Raw genomic sequence first — 19,250 nt, 5'->3', positions numbered from 1 at the left:
AACTCGGCCGCCCCACCGGCCTGTTCGGTCTCCGCGCTCGGGGTGGTCGCGCTCTTGTCGGTGTCCACGCCGGTCTCACTTCTCTCTCTGCTGCAGGACCTCGGCGAGGCTCGGCGCCTCCTGGTCCCGCTTGGACATGGACGTGGCCGGCAGCGGCCAGGGGATGGCGAGTTCGGGGTCGTCGAAGGCGATGGTCACGTCCTCGGCCGGGTCGTGCGGGCGGTCGATCCGGTAGGTGACGTCGGCCGGTTCCGTCAGCGCCTGGAAGCCGTGCGCGCAGCCGGCCGGGATGTAGAGGGTCGACGGTGTGTCGCCGGACAGCTCGAAGAAGGCCCGGTTGCGGTAGGTCGGCGAGTCGGGCCGCAGGTCCACGACGACGTCGAAGATCCTCCCGTAGGAGCACCGCACCAGCTTGGCCTCGCCGTCGCCGGAGCGCAGGTGCAGGCCGCGCAGCACGCCGCGCACCGAGCGGGAGACGCTGTCCTGGACGAAGGAGTCCGGGTCGAGTCCCACGGAGCGCACCGTGTCGGCGTCGAAGGTGCGGCAGAAGAAGCCGCGCTCGTCGGCGTAGGGCGTCGACTCGAACAGGTACGCACCGGCGATGGCCGGGACTTCGGTCGCCTTCACGAGGCCTCCCGCAGGACGTGGGCGTGGTCGGCCGCCGGGAACAGGGCCGCGGTCAAGTCGGTGAACTGGTCGTCGAGTTGGCGGGAGACGAGCAGGTTCCGCTCGGCGAGGGTCCGCCGCAGCTCCGCCGAGTCGCCCTCCAGCTCCCGGAACTGGGCGAGCAGCCGGTCGGCGTCCACCTCGCGGGCCGGATGGCAGTACGCGTCGAGTCCCATCCGGGCCATCAGCGCGTCGCTCTTCGCGGCGTAGCTGAGCGCGAGCGTGGGTGTGCCGGCCTTCAGCGCGCAGACCAGGTTGTGGTAGCGGGTGGCCACCACGGTGTCGGCGGCGGCCGTCTCCTTCATCAGGTCGGCCAGGGAGGCCGCCTTCGCGGCGGTGACCAGCGGCGAGTCGACGGCGTGGATGATCGCGGCGGCCACCGGCGCGTCGCAGTCGTCGCCGGTGAGGAGCCGGACCGGGCGGCCGTCCTCGACCAGGGCGCGGACGAAGCGGGTCGTCCCGTCGAGGTAGCGGCGGTGGATCTCCTCGGCCCGCGCGCGGTCGTCGTTGCCGCCGTGGAAGTCCATGACGCCGACGCAGACCGGACCGGGCGGGCCGGACGGTGTGCTCGCCGGGGGCGCCGGGAGGGCGAAGGCGAGGTCCGGGTGGACCGTGTCGCGCGCGGTGTCGACGCCCATCGCTTGGAGCGCGTCGCGGGAGAGGGTGTCCCGGTACGAGCGGTACGTGGCCAGCCGCGCCGACCAGCGCACCAGGGCCCGGGTGGCCCGGTCGCGGATGGGGGCGGCGCCGACGCCGACCAGCGCCACCCGGGTCCCGAACAGCCGGCCCGAGGCGCACAGCAGGAACAGCGAGTACGGGAAGCCCCACGGCCGCAGCGGCAGCGTGGCCTCCAGGACGCCCATGCCGGGCACGATCACCACGTCGTGCCGGCGCACCCAGGCGGCGGTGCGGAAGACGTCGACGATTTTGCCCAGGCCCTTGGCGGCGACGGCGCGCGCGCGTGACGCGGTGCGGTACTCCCCGCGGTACCAGTGCAGCCGCGTCGCGGGAATCCGGTACCGCGCCGTCACCTCCTCGGGGCCGCCGCACAGGGCGTCCACGAGCGCCTCGGGGTGCCGGGCGCCGAGGTATCCGAGCACGGCCTCCAGCGAACCGTCGTTGCCGAGGTTGCCGGACCCGAGCAGGCCGAACACGCCCACGCGCACCGGGGTCCCGCCGGCGACGATCACGTGCGCCTCCCTTCGCGGCCGGCGACGAGGGCGTCCACGGAGACGGTGAGGTGGTCCGGGTCGACCCGCGCGCGGTCCTCGACGCGCTCGCCGGCGCCCGGCCGGAACCGGCTGGTCATCCACGAGGCCAGGTGGCGGTGGCACGCGCGACGGTCGGCCGGGGACAGCGGCGCCCGCCGGATCGCCGAGACGAAGCCCCAGACGTACTCGGCGAGCAGGCGGGGCGTCGGGTGCAGCGGGCCCGCCCGGCGCGGGTCCAGGTTGACGCAACGCGAGCGCTTGGAGGGGTTCGCCCGTTCGGCCCGGGTCGGGTGGTCCCGGCGGAAGTACAGCAGCTCGGGGACCTGGTGGAAGGGCCCGTGCAGGGTGATCTCGGCGACGAACGTGCGGTCCGCGTGGTGGTAGCTGTCGTGCGGCTTCACCCGGCGCAGCACGTCGGCGCGCATCACCCCGTAGAAGTCGTCGCCGCCCGGCTCGAAGAGCAGGCTGCGGAAGCGCTCCGGCGCGTGCGGGGAGTCGGTGGCGAGGCCGTACTCGTAGGGGACTGTCACCTGGCCGTCGCCGTCGATGACCGCCTGGCCGCTGTGCGCGAGGATGACGTCCGGCCGCTCGTCCAGTGCCTGGACGCAGCGCAGCAGCAGGTCCCGTGCGTAGAGGTCGTCGTGCGAGGCCCACTTGAACAGCTCGCCGCGGCACTCGGTGAAGACGTGGTTGTGGTTCGGCGCGGCACCTATGTTGCGGGGCAGCCGGAGGTACCGGATGCGGGAGTCCTTCGCGGCGTACCGGCGGCAGATGTCCTCGGTCCCGTCGGTCGAGGCGTTGTCGGAGATGACCAGCTCGAAGTCCTCGTAGGTCTGGCCGAGCAGCGCGTCGAGGGACTCGGCGAGGTACTCCTCGCCGTTGTACACGGGCAGGCCGATGCTCAGCCTGGGTTGGGCGGTCATGAAGTCCTCACTTCGGGAACGGAGTTGTGGTGGCGCTCGCGCAGGGCGGACCGCAGGTGCAGCCACCACACGGCCGAGCCGCAGACGGTCGCGGCGGCGACACCCCAGGCGGAGCCGGCCGTGCCGGCCAGGGCCGCCCCGCCGAGTCCGCCGGTGACGTAACACGCGGAGCCGATCAGCTGGCTGCGCAGGCTGCGCCGGGCGGCGCCGAGCGCGCGCAGCCCGGCCGCCGCGCCGGTGCCGAGGCCGGCGCCCGCGACGCCGAGCGTGACCGGCACGACGAGTTCCGAGGCGGCGCCCCAGACCCCGCCGAGCACGAACTCGCCGGCCCGGTCCGGCACCAGCAGCAGGGCGCCGCCCCACAGCAGCGCGGCGGCGGCCTGCCCGCCGCCGAGCAGCAGGCAGAACCTGCCGAGGCGGTGCGGGGCCCGCCGCAGCACCCGGGCCGCTTCCGCGACGGTGACCAGCGACAGCCCCATCAGCAGGGCGAGGAACGGGCCGAGCAGCAGCTCGGCTCCCCGGATGACCCCCACCGCGCCGACACCGACGACGGCGCCGAGCCCGTACGCCCGCAGCTGGCTCGCGCCGCTGTTGCTGACGTTCTCGACCAGGTACCGGTAGCCGAGGTCGCGGTGCTCGCGCAGCCAGTCGCGCGCTCCGGCCGGCCGGGGCCGGATGCCGGACTGGAAGCAGCCGTAGACCGCGGCCAGCGCGGCGCACGCGCCCCAGGCGAGCACGAACGCGGCGACGCTGCCCACGCGGGCCGCCACCACCATGGCGGGGACGAGCGCGACCCCCCACACGAGGTCGTTGACGAACGCCTTGCGGCCGGTGCCGGCGGCGAAGAACGCGAACCGCCACGCGTCCTGGAGCAGCAGCCCCGGCAGGACCACGCCGAGGCAGGCGAACGCGGGCCCGACCCGCCCGCCGACAGCGAGTCCGGCCACCAGGGACACCGCGCCGAGGGCGGTGCCGACGCCGAGCGCGATGCCCGACGACCGGGTCACGGCCTCCCGCCAGGCCGCGTGCGGCACGCCGCTGAAGCGCACCACGAGCGGGTCGGTGGCCAGCCCGCGCGAGACGTTGAGCACCACGCCGTAGGTGACCCAGGCGAGACTGAACACGCCGAACGCGGTCAGCCCCAGCGAGCGGGCCACGTAGATCCCCACCGCGAAGTTGGTCATGCTGGAGGCCGCCTGGTCGCCCAGTCCCCAGGACAGCCGGCCGACGACGGCACGCCGGGCGGATCCGGCCGGTGTCCTCGTCGTCCGCGGATCCGCCCCCTCGGTGGCCATCGGGGTCATGCCTTGATCAGCCCGGCGCCGTGCAGGGCGTCGGCCGCGCCGGCGACCGTGTCGAACGGCAGCCCGGACCGCTCGGCCACGTCCAGCAGACTGTGCTCCCCGTCGGAGAGGCTGAGCACCCAGAGCATGGCCAGCTGCGCCTCCTTGGCGTCGCTGCGCCCGCCGAGCGAGTCGTACAGCCCGCGCCGCCCCAGCTGTGGTTCGCCGTACGGACTGAGGTTGAGGTAGCGCCGGTTGGCGTCCAGCACGGTGAAGGTCTCGCGGCAGACGGCGAGGGTGTCCGCCATCGCCTCCGGGGAGACGAAGTCCGGGTTGTCCGCCGAGGTGTGGTACTCGGGGTACCCGGCGTACGGGGTCCGGCTGAGCGAGCCCACGCCGAGGTCGAACCCGGGCGAGCAGTACTGCCGCTCGTCGTAGCCGTAGGGCGTGAACTCGGTGATGTGGTGCGGGCGTTCGGAGGCGGTGAGGACGTGCCGCATCACGCGGTCGATCTCCGCGTCGCCGCGTCTGCTCTGCTTGTACGTGAGCCGGCCCGGGTCGCCCGCGCAGGCCAGCACCAGGCCGTGCTTGACGCGGTCGATCCGCTCCCGGTTGCGGGCCAGCCAGGTGATCGCCCCGATGGTGCCGGGCGCGTAGATGAACCGGTAGGTGTAATACGGCGTCCGCTCGGCCAGCGCCCGGGCCAGGTAGGTCGCCACCGCGATGCCGGCCAGGTTGTCGTTGGCCAGCGACGGGTGGCAGACGTGGCAGGAGACGATCACCTCGTCGGTGACCTGACCGGGGACCACGTGCTCGGCGTAGGTGAGGTGGCCGTCCTCCAGGGTGGAGTCGACGCGCACCTCGTAGTCGCCGTCCGGCATGGCGTCCAGGGTCTCCTGGGACAGGCAGAACCCCCACTCCGGCCGGTAGTAGCTGGTGCGGTAGGGCACCCACGCGGGGTGGTCCGGCAGGGTGTGCAGGTGCGGGCGGAGGTCGGCCAGCGGCATGGTCGCCGACACGGGCACGCTGTAGCCCAGCACGTGCAGGCTGGACGCGGCGAAGTCCACGACCCGGCGGCCGTCGCCGTCGGCGATGTACGCGTCCCGGATGTTCCACTCCTGCGGCACGGTCCAGTCGAGCACCTGCGTCCCCGTCGGCACCTCGTGCACCGTCAGCGGGAGGTACTCGCCGACGATGTCCAGGGTGGCGCGCACGCCGTCGCCGGTGATGCTCCGGCACAGCGGGTAGAGCCGCTTCACCAGCGCGTGCATCTCCTCGCCGGCCGTGGTCATCGGCGCCACCGCAGGGTGTCGTCGACGGCACCGGCCTCGGTCGCCGCGCGCAGCACGGCCAGCCGGGTGAAGCGCCGCTCGAAGTCCTCCCGGGTCAGCCCGTGTTCCCGGTAGGCGTCGGCGAGTTCGAGGGCGCCCTGCTTCACCGTCCACTCGCAGTCGAAGCCGGGCACCGCGGCGCGGAACCGCGAGAAGTCCACCCGGTACGACCGCGGGTCGGCCCCGTTCTCGCCGGTGATGACCACCTTCGAGCCGGGCACCGCGGCGGCGACCTGCTCGGCGATCTCGGCGACGGTGACGTTGTTGATCTCGCTGCCGATGTTGAACGCCCGGTCGTGCACCGCTTCCCGCGGCGCGGTGAGCGCGGCCGTGAAGGCGCGTGCGATGTCGGCGGCGTGGACCAGCGGGCGCCAGGGGGTGCCGTCGGAGAGCACCAGCACCTCGCCCGACAGCAGGGCGTGGCCCACCAGGTTGTTCAGCACGATGTCGGCGCGCAGCCGGGGCGAGTAGCCGAACGCGGTGGCGTTGCGCATGTACACCGGGCTGAAGTCGCCGTCGGCCAGGGCGTGCAGGTCGTCCTCCACCCGCACCTTGGACTCGGCGTAGGGCGTCACCGGGCGCAGCGGGGCGTCCTCGGCCACGAGGTCCCCGCCGCCCGCGGCACCGTAGACGGAGCAGGTCGACGCGTACAGGAAGCGCCGCACTCCGGCGTCGCGGGCCAGCCGGGCGAGCCGCACGGACGCGTGGTGGTTGATGTCGTAGGTGAGTTCCGGCGCCAGCGAGCCCAGCGGGTCGTTGGACAGCGCGGCCAGGTGGATCACCGCGTCCACCCCGGCGACGTGCTCGGCCGTGACGTCGCGCAGGTCCACGCGCGGGCCCGCGGGATCCGCGGGCGCCGGGCCGAGGACGCAGTCGGCGAACAGTCCGGCGTCGAGGCCGACGACCTCGTGCCCGGCGGCCGCGAGCACCGGGGCCATCACGGTGCCGAGGTAGCCCTGGTGTCCGGTCAGCAGTACGCGCAAGGTTCAATCCCCCAGGTCGAGAGTGAGTTTGGTGACGGCGAACGCCTCGGCGTAGCGCGCGTGGCATTCGATGCCCCGGATCCGCGCGAGGCCGAGGAAGGCCTCCCGGTCGTACCAGGGCCGGTGCCGCTGCGAGGGGTAGTGCTCCTGCAGCAGCCGCACCTTCTGTTCGGCGGTCTCCGGCGACAGCGGCTGGTACGCCGACGGGCGGCCGAGGTCGCCGTCCCATTTGACGATCTCGTAGCCGAGCACCAGGTGGTCGCGGTAGGCGGTGGTCATGAGCTGCGCCAGGCCGCGGTGGTCCTGGTGCGCGTCGTCCGTGCGCGGGGCCAGCACGAGGTCGGGCTCGGTGTGCGCGCGCAGGTCCTCCACCGCGTCCTTGGCCTCCTCCCAGTGCGCGGGCAGCCGGCCGTCCGGCAGCTTGTGCACGGTCAGCCGCAGGTCGGCGTCCGGGCAGAAGGCGGCGAGCGCGGCCTGTTCCTCCTGCTCGCGCTCGGTGCCGCCGCCGGAGAGCACCAGCGCGTCGACGCGGAGGCCCGGCCGCGCGCGGCACATCGTCAGCAGGGTGGCGCCGGCGCCGATGGCGATGTCGTCGCAGTGCGCCCCGACCGCGACGATCCGGTCCAGGCGCCCCGCGCCGAGCCGTATCACGCGGTCCCCGCTCGGACGCCGGCCCCGGCGCCGTCGCGTTCCCACACGGCCCACGGGCGGTCGCCCCGGGCGTAGGCCTCGTCCAGCGCGGCCCGTTCCTTCACGGTGTCGGTCGGCTTCCAGAAGCCGCGGTGCCGGTGGGCCACGAGCCGTCCCTGCTTGGCCAGTTGGCCGCAGCCGTCGGCGACGAGGTCCCCGTTCTCCGGGATGTGGTCGAAGACCTCCTGGCGGAGCACGAAGTAGCCGCCGTTCTCCCACAGCGGCATGTCGCTCACCGCGGTGATGCCGCCGACCAGGCCGTCCTCGCCCAGCTCCACGCAGTGGAACGAGGACTGCGGCGGCACCACCATCATCGAGGCGCCCGCGTCGCGCCCGGCGAACCGGTCGATCATCTCCGGCAGCGGGGCGTCGGTGAGCACGTCGGCGTAGTTCGCGAGGAACATCTCGTCGCCGTCCAGATGGTGCCGCACCCGGCGCAGCCGCTCCCCGATGGGCGACTCGATGCCGGTCTGCGCGAACGTGATCGTCCAGTTCGATATGTCGGTGGACAGCAGCTCGGTGCGCCCGCCGCGCAGCACGAAGTCGTTGGACGTCGTCTCCTCGTAGTTGAGGAAGAAGTCCTTGATGTGGTGGGCGCCGTACCCGAGGCACAGGATGAACTCCGTGTGCCCGAAGTACGCGTAGTAGCGCATGACGTGCCAGATCAGCGGCCGGGGGCCGACCATCGCCATCGGCTTGGGGACGTCGTCGGACGCGCCGCTGCGCATCCGCATCCCGTAACCGCCGCAGAACAGGACGACCTTCATCGCGTGACCTCGACAATGCTCAGTTCCGGGATGGGGAAGACCAGCCGGCCGCCCCACTCGTGCACGAAGGACAGCTGCTCGACCAGTTCGTCGCGCAGGTTCCACGGCAGGACGAGCACGTAGTCCGGCCGGTCGGCGGCGATCCGCTCGGGCGGCAGGATCGGGATGCGGGTGCCCGGGGTGAATCTGCCGTGCTTGTAGGGGTTGCGGTCGACCGTGTACGCGAGCAGGTCGGGCCGGACGCCGCAGTGGTTGAGCAGGGTGTTGCCCTTGCCCGGGGCGCCGTAGCCGACGACCGTCTCGCCGCGCTCGGCGGCCTCGACGAGGAACCGCAGCAGGTCCCGGCGGACCTTGGCCACCCTGGTGGAGAACTCGGTGTACCCGGACAGCTCCTGCAGTCCGGCGGCCTTCTCCCGGTCCAGTACGTCGGCGACCCGCGCGGTGGGCTCGCCCGCCACCTCCGCCGGACGCGCCCACAGCCGGATGGAGCCGCCGTGCGTGGGCAGCAACTCGACGTCCACGAGGGCGAGTCCGCCGCTGGCCAGCGCCCGGATCGCGGACGCGACCGTGTAGTACTGGAAGTGCTCGTGGTAGATCGTGTCGTACTGGTTCTCCTCGATGAGGGTCAGCAGGTGCTGCACCTCGATGGAGACCCAGCCGTCGTCGGCGACGAGGCGGCGCAGTCCCTCGGTGAACCCGACCACGTCCGGGATGTGCGCGTACACGTTGTTCGCCACGACCAGGTCCGCCGGGCCGTGCTCGGCGCGGACGGCGCTGCCGGTGTCCGGGCTCAGGAACTCCGTGAGCGTGGGCACGCCCGCGTCCCGTGCCGCCGCCCCGACGTTCACCGACGGTTCGATGCCGAGGCAGCGGATCCCCCGGTCCACCACGTGCCTCAGCAGGTAGCCGTCGTTGCTCGCGACCTCGACCACGAAGGCGTCGGGGCCGAGGCCCACCCGCTCCGCGGCGGCGTCGACGAAGGTGCGCGCGTGCTCCACCCAGGAGGTCGAGAACGAGGAGAAGTACGCGTACTCCTTGAACGTCTCCTCCGGTGTGATCAGCGGTGGGATCTGCGCGAGCCAGCACGCGGTGCAGACCCGCAGGTGCAGCGGGTACGTCGTCTCCGGCTGGTCCAGCGCGTCCGCGGCGAGGAAGCTCTCGCACGGCGGGGTCGCCCCCAGATCGACGACGCTCGCCAGCGTCGCCGAGCCGCAGAGTCGGCATCGTGTCATCTGTTGTCCCCATCCCCCCTGCTCGCGCGGGAGTCCCCGCCGCGAGTCTGTGCTGACCGACCCGCGATCGCGGTGCGGTACTCCTCCTCCAGGCGCTTCAGCCCGACGGCCGGGCCGAAGTCCCGCTCGTAGCGCCGCCGTGCCGCCCGCCCCATCTCCCCGTTGAGGTCCGGCCCGGCCGTGACCCGGCGCAGGCAGGCGGCGAGCGAGGCAGCCTCCCCCGGCCGGTGCAGCAGGCCGGTCACCCCGTCCTCGACGAGTTCGACGAAGGCCCCGTGACCGGCGGCGACGGTCGGAACCCCGGCCGCCATCGCCTCCACGACGACCAGGCCGAACGCCTCCAGCCACGTCGAGGGCGCCACCACGGCGACCGACCGGGCGACGGCCTTGCGGCTCTCCGCCGTGTCGAGCAGCCCGGCGTAGCGCACGTCGTCCCGGCCCGCCGCCCAGGCGGTCACCTCCCGCTCCAGGGGCCCCGTGCCGGCGATCACGAGCGGCACGCCCGGCCCGCCGTCGGCGGTGATCTCGTCCCAGGCCGCCATGAGCAGCCGTACGCCCTTCGCCTCCGCGAGCCGGCCGAGGTAGAGCAGGTGCTCGCCGGGGCCCGTGCGCACGTCGTCCGGCTCGGGCACGAAGTTGTGCTTCACCGCCAGCCGTTCGGGCGGCATGCCACCCCGGACCAGGACCTCGCGCTGGGCGGCGGAGATGCACAGGAACCGGTCCACGCCGGACCACCACCGGCGCCGGTTCACCGACAGGCTGACCGCGAGCGGCACCGTCGCCGGCCGGGAGCCGCGGTAGCAGCCGTGCCGGACGGCGGGCAGCGGCGTCGACCCGACGCACTCGGTGCACGGCAGCCCGTCGCGCTGGAGTGTGCCCGGAGGGCAGATCTGGGTGTAGTTGTGCAGCGTGGCGACGACGGGCACGCCGGCGTCGGCGCAGGCGGCGAGCACCGCGGGCGACAGGAGCGGGAAGACGTTGTGGACGTGGACCACGTCCGGCCGGTCGGCGCGCAGCCGGGCGGCCAGCTCCCGCCGCACCGCCGGGTTCCACGGCACGCGCAGCGGCACGCCGGCCTTGGCGAGCAGCGACATCGCGGCGATGTCGTCGCTGCGCCGCTCGAACACCTCGACCCGGTGGCCGGCCGCGCGCAGCAGCTCCGTCTCCTGGCCGACGACCTTGTTCTCGCCGCTCGGCTGTGCCGAGGCGTAGTGGTTGTGCACCACGAGGACGTGCATGCTCAGGTCACCTCCGGTTCGCGGGCCCATCGCGGGACGTGCCGTTGTGGGGCCGCGGGCGGCGGCAGCGGCGGGTCCGCCGGTGCCGCCAGCAGGGAGGCGGCCACGGCGAGGTGGAGCAGGTACGGCGAGGCGTCGCCGAGTCCGGCCTCGGTGTACGAGGCGATCGCGCAGTAGCTGATCAGGAAGATCGCGCAGGCCCGTGACAGCGACGGCGGCCGCAGCAGGGCGACACCGCCGAGCACGACGATGACCGCCACGACCAGCGCGACGCCGGTCAGCCCCTGTTCGTGGTAGACGGCCAGCCAGCTGTTGTCGATGGGCAGCCCGCCGAACGACTTGTCGCCCAGGCCCATGCCGAACAGCTTCTCTCCGGTGCTGCGGGGCGCTGCCAGCAGGGCGTCCCAGACCTTGGCCCGGCCGGTGAGGTTGGAGAAGTTCTCCTGGCTCTGACCGCGCAGGAACCATGACCGCAGCGCCCCGGCGAACCCCACCGCGGCCACCGCGGCGCACAGCACGGACCAGGTGAAGAAGCGGCGGGCGGCGGCGCTGGTGAGCACGAGCGAGCCGATCGCCAGGGTCAGCCCGATGATCAGGCCGAGCGTGGCCGTACGGGTGTGGGTCAGCGCCAGCAGGACGAGGGACGGCACGACGACCACCGCCGCGCTCACCCGGTCGGTCCTGCGCCCCAGTACGAGCAGCACGGTGAGCCCGATGATGACCGCGGCGTACTGTCCGATCTGCGGCGGGGTGAGCGGCCACAGCGCGCCGACGAGCCGCCCGCCGTACAGCTCGGGCAGGGCCGCGCCCGGGGAGATGAGCAGACCGGCGGCGACCGAGCCGAGCACCGCGAAGTACATCCGGATGTGGTGCCGGACGAACGTGGGGCCGCCGTCCCACCAGCGGCTGAGCAGCCACAGCGTGCCGACGAAGAGGGCCAGCCGGCCGCAGCGGAACAGCGCGCCGAACCCGGAACCCAGGTTGGCGCTGGACACCAGGCTCGGCACCAGCAGCAGGGTGAGCAGGAGAACGTAGGCGCTGGGGCGGATGCGCACCCGGAGGTTGACGACGAGCGCCAGCGCGAACGCGGCGACGAGCGCGCCCATGGTGACCATCTGGATGAGGGAGCGGGGCAGCGGCACGATGGTCTTCGCGCCGGCCGAGCCGAGCGTGTTGAGGATCAGCAGGCCCCAGACGATCCCGACCATCCTGGGTGTGGCGGCGGCGGCCGTGTCCGCTTCGCCGGGCGGCCTCTCGTGCCGCAGGTCCGAGGCCATCTCAGCCACCGCCCCGCGGGTCGAGGGTGCTGCCCTTGTCCTGCCGGTAGGGCGTGCCCTGCCACTGGGTGAAGTCGAGGACGCGGCTCGGGTCGTGGGCGACGAACTTCCACGGTCCTCGGTAGACGTTGTCGTGCCAGCGGTTGTGCTGGCCGGTGGTGATCGCCTCGGCCACCCCCTCGCCCTGGTACGGAGACCAGTCCGGGTAGGTGCCGTAGTTGGCCAGCACCGCCATCAGGCCGCACTTGGCCGTGCACTTGACGACGGACTTGTCGAGCGTGAAGCGGTTGTGGTGGATGTCGACGCGCTGGGTCTTCCACCGGCAGTCGTCGTACAGCGGGGGGCCGGCGATCGCCGGCTTCGCACACCGGTCGGTGTCCTTCACCAGCAGGGTGCAGTCACCGGACGAGGTGTTGGCCGGGCTGTTGCAGAACCGGTCGGCGTTCTCCCACAGGGTGATCCCGGACCAGTTGTCCATCAGGACGTTCCGGTAGACCTCTATTTTGTCGGTGCGGGCGCTGACCCTCGGTTCGCCGCCGGACTCGGACAGGTAGACCGTCGCGAACGGGAAGGTGTCGCCGCGTTCCGCCGCCTTGCGGCCCTCGACCCAGTTGTTCCGCCGGATCGTGTTGTTGCGGATGACCGCGTTGTAGCTGATCTCGTAGATCAGGGCGGCACCGTCGTTGGCCTCGAACACGTTGTTCTCGATGCGGAAGTCGTTGTTGTTGGTGTCCGCCCACAACCCCGTCCCGCGGTTGTCGTGCACCCAGTTGCCGCGTACGTCGGCGCGGTCGACCGCCCAGAACTTGACGCCTCCGGTGCAGCCGCAGCCCTTCTGCCGTCGTTCCCAGTCGCCGGTGTTGTTGCCCACGATCTCGTTGCCCTCGACCACCAGTCCGCGCAGCGGGCCGCCGGCCTTGTACGCGTTCATGCCGTACTGGCCGTTCTTCCGCAGGCAGTTGGCGCGGACCTGCTGGCGCGCGCCGGCCATCAGTCCGGCGCCGGAGTTGTACTGGATCGTCGCGTGCTCGATCACCCATCCGTCCGCCGAGTCGTGGTTGACCACGCCCTCGTCGCGCGGGGCGACGAAGTGCTGCACCGTCAGGTGGCTGATGGTGACGTCGCGGGCGCCGCCGCCGAACGCGTACTGGTTCTTCTTCCTCCCGTCGAGGACCGCGCCCGGCGCACCGAGGTAGCGGTCCCCCTTCTTCGGGATGACCTGGGCGTAGCGGTCCGGGTCGAGCCGGTGCGTGCCGGGCCGGAGCCAGAACGTGGTGTTCGGGGGGCTGCTCTTCGTCTTCGCCGCCAGGTCGCCGACCACCTTGGGGTCGATGGTCACCGCGCCCGCCGGCGCCTTGTCCGGGCCTGCCGCGGGCTCGGCGCACACCCGGGCCACGGAGCGGGCCGCGGGCGTGGACGGCGCGGCCTTCGGTGGTTCCGCCGCGGCGCCCGGCGTGCTCTCGCAGCCGGTCGCCGCCAGCAGGACCAGCGCCAGCGGTGCCAGCGCCGCCGGCCAGTGCCGCCTCTTGATGTCCACGCGTCCCCCTAGCCGTGGAACCTGAGCACGGTGGTGAAGTCCTCCGTGCTGTCGGTGAAGCCGGTGCCGATGAGCGTGGTGGCGGGTTCCTTGCGCCCGAAGCCCGCGGAGTACCAGCCGAGGGGCGGGGCGGTCTCGGCGCGATGGGCCCGCCAGTCGAGCTGACCGGGCAGGTCGAGCACCGCGGAGCGTCCCTCGCCGTCCCGGATCCAGGTGAGCGCCGCCCGGTTCCCCACCAGGTCGGCGGCGACGGCCGGGCCGAGGTGGAACGCCAGCTGCACGGCCCGGCGCGGCCCTCGCACCTCGTCGACGATGCTCAACTCCCTTGTGGCGGCTGTCAGTTCCACCCGGCGGCGGTGCACCGAGGGCCGGTAGCCGTCGTGCTCGGCGCTCCAGCGGGCCACGCCCGGGTCGGACGTGTCCGCGACCAGCACGCGGCTGCGGGCGTGCCGGGTCCACAGGAAGGGGCCGCCCGAGGCGGACTGGTCCTCGCCGTCCAGCGTGAGGGTGTTGTGGCCGAGGGTCGACCGGAAGTACCGCCGCCACTCGGGCTGCCCGTGGTAGCAGTACGTCCCCGGGTCGGCGAGCACGTCGACCCCGTCGTGCCGGACCTCCACGGACAGGGCGTCCGCGTGGGCGTGTGCGGCGATGGACAGGAAGCCGTGCGGTCCGCCGTCGCAGCGGCACCAGATCCCGTCCGGTCCACGCAGGACGGTCGTCCCGGCGTCGGCGAAGTGGTCGGGCCGTGTCGCGGGGCGGGTCACGGCGGGCGCCGTGCCCTTCTTCCCGTACGGCCGGACGAGCGCGGCCAGCAGCGGGGTGCGGACGTCGGTGGAGGTCACCGCGGGCCACCAGTCGAGCCGCCCGAACACGGCGTCCCCGGTGGCGAGCAGCGAGGCCCAGCGGTCGGTGCCCGGCCCGTCCAGGACCAGTCCGTGCCCGTCGTCCGCGTCGCCCTGGCGCGGCGGCCGCAGACCGCTGTCCACGACGGCCGCGAGCGCGTCGGTCATCCGCAGCAGCACCAGGCGCACGGTGGCGGGCACCGGCACGTCGGCGGCGTCCGCCTCGGCCACGGCGGCGAGGCCCAGCTCCAGGACGAGCCCGTGGTACTCGGTGGCCAGTTCGCGGTTGAGCCCTGAGCCGAAGGTGTTGCCGCGCAGGTGCCGCTCCAGCGAGCGCAGCGCGCCGGCCCGCCAGCGCGCCGAGGACGGGAACCACCCGAACGCGCAGGCCCCCGCGAGCTGCCCGGCGGCCTCGGCGACGACGTGGTTGTTCGCCGAGGACCCCCGGCTGGGGAAGGCGGCCAGCCAGCGCTGGTGGTGCCAGATCTGGTTCCGGGCCACCGGGTTGTCCTCGAACAGCGCGGCCGCGCCGGGCCAGCCGTCGAGCAGCCGGCGGACCCACACCCAGGACAGCAGCCGGATGCCCAGCTCGATCCCGCTGATCCAGTGCACGCCGCGCAGCGGCGGGTTGGCCGCCCACCACGACCGCAGGTGCTCGGCGACGCGTTCGGCGTACCGCTCGTTCCCGGTGATCGCGTAGGCGGCGGCGAGCACGGTGAGGTGCTGGTGGCGGGACGGCTCCCAGATCTGCTTGATGTCCCCGACGGCGTCCTCGCTGCGGTAGGGCACGTCGAAGGCGTAGCCCCCGGGAGCCCGGCGCCCGGTCTTCGGGTCCCACCACCAGTCCGGGTCGGCCATGTCGTCGCGGGGCACGCCGAAGTACTCGGCGTGCCCGTCCATCAGCCGGTCCGCCCCGGCGACCAGGCGCTTCGCGGCGTCCGGGGGTATCGCGGCGAGCGTCCCGGCGGGCAGGGCCGCGGTGAAGCGGGCCCCGGTCACGTCCGGGCAGCCGGCCGGCGCCGAGCGCCAGCGCCGCCGGCGCACCGTGTCGCCCACCCGGCCGCCGATCTCGCGCGGTCCCATCCGGGACAGCCGCCGCAGGTACCAGCCCGCGCTCATCGTCATCGGGTTCTCGCCAGCGTCACCGGGGCGCCGCCGGCCAGCCCGGCCTGCACGGCGAGGGTGGCCGCCGTGGTGGCGACCAGCGACTCCAGCGGCACCGGCATCGGACCGCCGGTCCGCACGGCCCGCACGAACGCGGCCAGTTCGGCGGCCTGGCCCTTGTCCCGGGCCTTGGGCAGCCGCGAACTGACCCACCGCTTGCGGCCGTAGACCGACGCGCGGACGAAGTCGTCGAGGCGCAGCACCTTGCCGTCCGCGACGAGGTCGAGCGTCTCCTTGGGGAAGCCGGGCGCGCCGGTGGTGACGTAGCTGAGGGTGGCGGTGGAGCCGTCCGGGTAGCCGAGGACGATCTGGAGGTCCTCGTTGCCGGGTGCGGCGACCGCGTACACCGAGACCGGGTCGGCGCCGAGCAGCCAGCTCGCCGTGTCGATGAAGTGCCCGCCCTCGCCGGCGAACCGCGAGCCCTCCGCGCCCTGTTGCAGGTACCAGCTGCCGTGCTGGAGCCGGCCCGCGTTGATCAGGTAGCGCAGGCTCGCCGGGCCGGTGCGGGCGCCGAAGCGCTTTTTGGCCTCGGTGAGCAGCGGCGCGAACCGGCGGTTGAAGCCGACCTGGAGCCGGTCGTTGCCGGACTCCTCCACCGCCGCGAGCACGCCGGCGAGTTCGTCCTCGGTGAGCGCGAGCGGCTTCTCGACGAACACCGCCTTGCCCGCCAGCAGCGCCTTGCGGGTCAGCTCGGCGTGCGAGCTGTGCCGGGTGACCACGAACACCGCGTCGATCGACGGGTCGCCGAGCACGGCGTCGAGGTCGGTGGTCGCCTCGGCGAAGCCGAACTTGCGCTGCGCGTTGGCCGCGGACAGCGCCGTCGTGGTGACGACGGTCGACAGGGCGACACCGTCGCGCTGTGCCAGGTGCGGCAGCAGCATGGACGTGGCGTAGTTGCCGGCGCCGACGAACGCCAGCCGCACCGGCGCGGTGGCGGACCGGGCCGGGGTCGGAGCGGTGCCGCCGCCTCTCTTGACCTCGGGCACCGCCACGGTCGGCGCGACCGCCTCCACCGCCTGCTCGGGGTACCGGAACAGCACGGCCACGGCCTTCAGCTCGCCGTCCTTCAGCCGCTGGTAGGTGTCCACCGCGTCGTCGAAGTCGGCGACGTGCGACACCAGCGGCTCCACGTCGACGCTGCCGCGGGCGAGGAGGTCGAGGAAGCACGCCAGGTTGCGGCGCTCGGTCCAGCGCACGTAGCCGATCGGGTAGTCCCGTCCGTCGAGTTCGTACTCCGGGTCGTAGCGCCCGGGGCCGTAGCTCCGGGAGAACCGGACGTCGAGTTCCTTCTCGTAGTACGCGTTCCACGGCAGGTCCAGGCGGCACTTGCCGATGTCGACCACCCGGCCGCGGTCCCGGCACAGCCGGGCGGCCAGCTCGACGGGCTGGTTGCTGCCGCCGCCCGCGGCCAGGTACACCTGGTCCACGCCGTGCCCCGCGGTGAGTTCGGCGACGGCGGACTCCACGGCCGCGGACGCGGGGTCGCCGCAGGCCACGGCGCCCAGCCGCTCGGCGAGTTCGCAGCGCGCCGGGTCGGGGTCGGCGCCCACGACGCGGACGCCCGAGGCGGTGAGGAGCTGCGCCACCAGCTGGCCGATCAGCCCGAGGCCGATGACCAGCGCCACCTCGCCGAGCCGGGGCTCGCCCTGGCGGACGCCCTGCATCGCGATCGACCCGACGGTGCCGAACGCCGCGTGCCGCGGGGCGAGGCCGTCCGGGACAGGGGTGTAGAGGTTCTTCGGCACCCAGTTCAGCTCGGCGTGCAGGGCGTGCTCGTTGCCGGCGCAGGCCACGAGGTCGCCGGCCTTCACGTCGTCGATGCCGTCGCCGACCTGCTCGACCACCCCGCACAGCGAGTAGCCCAGCGGCGTGTACGAGTCCAGCTTGCCCATCACCTTGCGGTACGTGGCGGGCACTCCGTTGGTGGCCACGCTCTGCATGACCTTGGCCACCTGGTCGGGCCGCGAGCGGGCCTTGCCCAGCATCGACATGCCCGCCTCGGAGACCTTCATGAGTTCGGTCCCGGTGGAGATCAGCGAGTAGGCGGTGCGGACCAGCACACCGCCCGGCTTGCACCCCGGCACCGGCACGTCGAGCACGGCCAGCTCGCCGCTCTTGTAGTTCTGCACTACCTGTTTCACGCGAAGTCCCCTTGATTCTGAGCCGTCTTCTCAGCCGTGCCGTGCGTGCTCGGGCCGGATCCGGAGGTAGCGCCGCGGTACCAGTGCTCCAGGGTCAGCACGTGCCACAGGTGCTTGGAGAAGTCCCGCTGCCCGGCGGCGTCCTCGGCGACCATGCGCGCCAGCGCGTCGCGGCGCAGGATCCCCGAGTTGACCAGCACCCCGTCGTGCACCACCTCGCGCACCAGCGGTGCCAGGTCCCGGCTCATCCAGGCCCGCAGCGGGGCACTGAACAGGCCCTTGGGCCGGTACACGATCTCCCGTGGCAGGACCGAGGCGGCCGCCTCCTTGAGTACGGCCTTGCCCTGGCGTCCGGCGATCTTGCGGTCGCCGGGCACCGCGAACGCCGCCTCGACCACCTCGACGTCCACGTACGGCACCCGCACCTCGGTCGACGCGGCCATGCTGGAGCGGTCCGTGTAGGCGAGGTTGAGGCCCGGCAGGAACATCCGGGCGTCGGCCAGGCACATGCGGTTGACGAAGTCGTCCAGCTCGTTGTCCCGGTAGACGTCGGCGTGCTCGGTCAGCACGTCGTCCACCGTCCCGGCCAGGTCGGGATCGACCAGGGCGAGCAGCTCCTGCTGGTCGTACATGGTGTAGCTGCGCCGGAACGCGGTCTCCTCCGGCAGGTCGGCGAAGGACAGGAAGCGTTTCGCGAAGCGCACCGACCGGTAGCCCCGGCGGGCGGTGGCCACCGGCAGCCGGTCCACGGCGCTGGAGAGCCCGCGGCGCAGCGGCCGCGGGACGCGCTGGTAGCGCAGCGCGAGCAGGTTGGCCAGGTGCTTGCGGTACCCGGCGAACAGTTCGTCCGCGCCCATGCCGGAGAGCATCACCTTGACCCCGGCGTCGCGGGCCGCGGAGCAGATCAGGAACGTGTTGATCGCGGCCGGGTCGCCGATGGGCTCGTCCAGGTGGTACGTCATCTCCGGCAGCAGGTCGAGCACGTTCGGGGCGATCTCGATCTCGTGCAGGTCGACGCCGAACCGCTCGGCCACCTGACGGGCGTACCGCAGGTCGTCGGGCATCGCCTCGAACTTCTGGTCCTCGGCGCGGAATCCGATCGTGTAGGCCGAGATCCCGGGCTGGTGGCGGGCCGCCAGCGCGGTCAGGTAGCTGGAGTCGAGGCCGCCGGAGAGGAAGGTCGCGACGGGTACGTCGGAGAGCATGTGGCGCCGGGTCGAGTCCTCGACGACGGCGGCCAGGTCGGGCTGCTCGCCGCTGCGGGCCCGCTCCTGCCCCCGGGCGGCGACGTCCTTCAGGTTCCAGTACCGGCCGCGTTCCACCCGGCCGTCGGGGCGGCACCGCAGCCAGCTTCCCGGCGGCAGCTTCTCCGCCTCGCGGTACGCGCACCGCGAGTCGGGCACCCAGTAGTAGAGCAGCGAGGCCACCAGGGCCGCGTGGTCCACTTCCAGGGACCCCCCGGTCGCGGCGGCCAGCGCCTTGAGCTCGGAGGCGAACACCAGGCCCGTACCGCGCCGGAGCAGGAACAGCGGCTTGATGCCCAGCTGGTCGCGGGCGAGGACCAGTTCACCGGTCCGCTCGTCGAAGATCCCGAAGGCGAACATGCCGCGCAGCCGGGGCAGGCAGTCGGTGCCCCAGCGCCGCCAGGCCTCCAGCACCACCTCGGTGTCGGAGGTGCCGCGGAAGCGCACCCCGGTGGCGGTCAGTTCGGCCCGCAGCTCGGGCGCGTTGTACAGCTCGCCGTTGTACGTGAGGGCGAGACCGTCGGAGACCATCGGCTGGGCGCCGGTCTCGGACAGGTCGACGATGGCCAGCCGGCGGTGCCCGAGGTGCACTTCGCCGTCGCCGACGGGGTGGCCGTACCGGCCCGCCCCGTCCGGGCCGCGGTGGGCGAGGATGTCGGTGAGCCGGTCGGTGACGACCTTGCCCTCCGGCCACCGGTAGGTGCCTGCGATGCCACACATG

General features: G+C 73.1%; 15 protein-coding genes. All 15 read right to left on the bottom strand.

Going from position 1 to position 19,250, the window contains the following annotated elements; all coding sequences use genetic code 11:
- Positions 1 to 75: 75 nt before the first annotated feature.
- From ACWGIS_RS29525 to asnB, 15 genes are read right to left on the bottom strand one after another with little or no spacing between them, the layout of a single operon-like run.
- Positions 76 to 627: a dTDP-4-dehydrorhamnose 3,5-epimerase family protein gene (locus tag ACWGIS_RS29525; protein WP_453365516.1), complete on the bottom strand. Its 552-nt coding sequence runs from the start codon at positions 625 to 627 to the stop codon at positions 76 to 78.
- Positions 624 to 1,856, bottom strand: a complete 1,233-nt coding sequence (locus tag ACWGIS_RS29520) for a polysaccharide pyruvyl transferase family protein (RefSeq protein WP_453365515.1) — start codon at positions 1,854 to 1,856, stop codon at positions 624 to 626. Before ACWGIS_RS29520 ends, ACWGIS_RS29525 begins: the two co-directional genes overlap by 4 nt.
- Positions 1,853 to 2,800 carry a glycosyltransferase family 2 protein gene (locus tag ACWGIS_RS29515; RefSeq protein WP_453365514.1) on the bottom strand — a complete coding sequence of 316 codons (948 nt, stop codon included), beginning with the start codon at positions 2,798 to 2,800 and terminating at the stop codon, positions 1,853 to 1,855. The genes ACWGIS_RS29520 and ACWGIS_RS29515 overlap by 4 nt, the downstream gene beginning before the upstream one ends.
- Positions 2,797 to 4,104 (bottom strand): hypothetical protein, encoded by a 1,308-nt coding sequence (locus ACWGIS_RS29510; protein WP_453365513.1) that lies wholly within the window; start codon positions 4,102 to 4,104, stop codon positions 2,797 to 2,799. Before ACWGIS_RS29510 ends, ACWGIS_RS29515 begins: the two co-directional genes overlap by 4 nt.
- Positions 4,101 to 5,375, bottom strand: a complete 1,275-nt coding sequence (locus tag ACWGIS_RS29505; protein WP_453365512.1) for a DUF4910 domain-containing protein — start codon at positions 5,373 to 5,375, stop codon at positions 4,101 to 4,103. Before ACWGIS_RS29505 ends, ACWGIS_RS29510 begins: the two co-directional genes overlap by 4 nt.
- Positions 5,372 to 6,397 carry an NAD-dependent epimerase/dehydratase family protein gene (locus tag ACWGIS_RS29500; RefSeq protein ID WP_453365511.1) on the bottom strand — a complete coding sequence of 342 codons (1,026 nt, stop codon included), beginning with the start codon at positions 6,395 to 6,397 and terminating at the stop codon, positions 5,372 to 5,374. Before ACWGIS_RS29500 ends, ACWGIS_RS29505 begins: the two co-directional genes overlap by 4 nt.
- 3 nt (positions 6,398 to 6,400) lie before the next feature.
- The gene (locus ACWGIS_RS29495) at positions 6,401 to 7,048 is read right to left on the bottom strand and encodes a PIG-L deacetylase family protein (protein ID WP_453365510.1); all 648 of its coding nucleotides are present in this window, start codon (positions 7,046 to 7,048) and stop codon (positions 6,401 to 6,403) included.
- A complete protein-coding gene (locus tag ACWGIS_RS29490; protein WP_453365509.1) occupies positions 7,045 to 7,854 on the bottom strand; it encodes a glucose-1-phosphate cytidylyltransferase in 810 nt (269 codons plus the stop codon). The genes ACWGIS_RS29495 and ACWGIS_RS29490 overlap by 4 nt, the downstream gene beginning before the upstream one ends.
- Positions 7,851 to 9,086, bottom strand: a complete 1,236-nt coding sequence (locus ACWGIS_RS29485; RefSeq protein ID WP_453365508.1) for a methyltransferase domain-containing protein — start codon at positions 9,084 to 9,086, stop codon at positions 7,851 to 7,853. The genes ACWGIS_RS29490 and ACWGIS_RS29485 overlap by 4 nt, the downstream gene beginning before the upstream one ends.
- Entirely contained in the window at positions 9,083 to 10,324 is a 1,242-nt protein-coding gene (locus ACWGIS_RS29480; protein WP_453365507.1) for a glycosyltransferase, read from the bottom strand. The genes ACWGIS_RS29485 and ACWGIS_RS29480 overlap by 4 nt, the downstream gene beginning before the upstream one ends.
- A 2-nt stretch (positions 10,325 to 10,326) precedes the next feature.
- Entirely contained in the window at positions 10,327 to 11,601 is a 1,275-nt protein-coding gene (locus ACWGIS_RS29475) for an O-antigen ligase domain-containing protein (protein ID WP_453365506.1), read from the bottom strand.
- Between the two features lies 1 nt (position 11,602).
- Positions 11,603 to 13,138, bottom strand: a complete 1,536-nt coding sequence (locus tag ACWGIS_RS29470; RefSeq protein ID WP_453365505.1) for a right-handed parallel beta-helix repeat-containing protein — start codon at positions 13,136 to 13,138, stop codon at positions 11,603 to 11,605.
- 8 nt (positions 13,139 to 13,146) lie between these two features.
- A complete protein-coding gene (locus ACWGIS_RS29465) occupies positions 13,147 to 15,105 on the bottom strand; it encodes an alginate lyase family protein (protein ID WP_453365504.1) in 1,959 nt (652 codons plus the stop codon).
- Positions 15,102 to 17,285, bottom strand: coding sequence for a bi-domain-containing oxidoreductase (locus ACWGIS_RS29460; RefSeq protein WP_453365503.1), 2,184 nt, complete (start codon positions 17,283 to 17,285; stop codon positions 15,102 to 15,104). The genes ACWGIS_RS29465 and ACWGIS_RS29460 overlap by 4 nt, the downstream gene beginning before the upstream one ends.
- Positions 17,282 to 19,249 (bottom strand): asparagine synthase (glutamine-hydrolyzing), encoded by a 1,968-nt coding sequence (gene asnB / locus ACWGIS_RS29455; RefSeq protein WP_453365502.1) that lies wholly within the window; start codon positions 19,247 to 19,249, stop codon positions 17,282 to 17,284. The genes ACWGIS_RS29460 and asnB overlap by 4 nt, the downstream gene beginning before the upstream one ends.
- Position 19,250: the final 1 nt, after the last annotated feature.

The sequence above is a fragment of the Streptomyces sp. NPDC054842 genome, assembly GCF_053611025.1.
This window is presented reverse-complemented; position numbering and strand designations above follow the sequence as displayed.